General features: G+C 77.4%; 2 protein-coding genes. One reads left to right on the forward strand and one right to left on the reverse strand.

Translation table 11 applies throughout. From position 1 onward, the window contains the following. Nucleotides 1–168: SDR family NAD(P)-dependent oxidoreductase (locus OZN99_RS32270; protein WP_270939273.1), on the reverse strand; the 168-nt coding region annotated here is incomplete at its 3' end. A gap of 122 nt (nt 169–290) precedes the next feature. Here OZN99_RS32270 and OZN99_RS32275 point away from each other — a divergent pair. Beyond that, nucleotides 291–848: a SixA phosphatase family protein gene (locus OZN99_RS32275; RefSeq protein ID WP_270939272.1), complete on the forward strand. Its 558-nt coding sequence runs from the start codon at nt 291–293 to the stop codon at nt 846–848. Nucleotides 849–1,060 lie beyond the last annotated feature (212 nt).

A 1,060-nucleotide genomic window follows, 5' to 3' on the forward strand; every position in this document is an offset into this window, starting at 1 on the left:
GAGCACGTCCGCCGCCTGCCAGGGCGCGCCCAGTTCCGCGCCCAGGGCGCGCAGCCGCGCCTCGTCGCGTGCCACAAGGAAGGGCTCGGCGCCGCGCGCGGCCAGCCGCCGCGCCAGCGCGCCGCCGATCCCGCCCGTCGCCCCGAACACCAGCACGCGTCCCGCCATCGTCGTCCGTTCCGTCTTGGTCGCCCCCAGATGGGACGGTCCGGCGAGCCGATAACCCTCCCCGTCGTGCCGATCGGGCGAGGCAGACAGGCGCGCTCCGGCGTGCTTAGCTGCCCGAAGCCATGCGACAGTTGCTGCTGCTGCGGCACGCCAAGTCCTCCTGGGACGATCCGCGCCTGCCCGACCATGCGCGCCCGCTGAACGCGCGCGGCCGCCGCAACGCGGCCGCCATGGCCGATGCCATGCGGGAGCTCGGCCTGGCGCCCGACGTGGTCCTCGTCTCCTCCGCCCGCCGCACGCTGCAGACGCTGGAGGCGCTGTCGCCGATCGAGGGCTCGCCGCTGGTGGAGCCGATGGACGCGCTTTACCTCGCCCCCTGGCAGTCCCTGCTGGACGTGCTGAAGGGCGTGCGGGAGACCGCGCGCAGCGTGCTGCTGATCGGGCACAACCCCGGCCTGCACGAGCTTGCCCTGGCGCTGGCCGGCCCGGCCGCGATGGCCGGCGGCGGGCCCATGGCCGAGCGCCTCGCGGCCTCCTACCCCACCGCGGCGCTCACCGAATTCGCCGTCGCCCTGCCGTGGCGCCTGCTGGAGCCAGGCGGCGGGCGGCTGCTGCGCTTCCTCACGCCCTCCGACCTGCCGGCGCCGGAGGCCGGCGACCAGACGGAGGCGACGGCCTGAGCGAGACCGTCGCCGACGCCGGGGAGAGGCCGGAGCGGGAGGCATCGGCCCCGCTGACGCTGGAGGCCGCCCTTCCGCCGGAGGCGGCGGAGGCCCTGTTCCGCGCCGGCCCGCTCGCTGCCCGCCGCGCCGGCCGGGCCCGCGGCAGCGCCCTGACCCTCGCTTGGCTCGACACCGCGGAGGGCGCGCTCTCGGCCGAGGGCCTGGCGCTG

The sequence above is a fragment of the Falsiroseomonas oryzae genome, from assembly GCF_027856955.1.
Taxonomy (GTDB): domain Bacteria; phylum Pseudomonadota; class Alphaproteobacteria; order Acetobacterales; family Acetobacteraceae; genus Falsiroseomonas; species Falsiroseomonas oryzae.

Bases quoted from the DNA above. Each gene is read 5' to 3' on its own strand.
- OZN99_RS32275 (WP_270939272.1), top strand. From the start codon at position 291: ATGCGACAGTTGCTGCTGCTGCGGCACGCCAAGTCCTCCTGGGACGAT.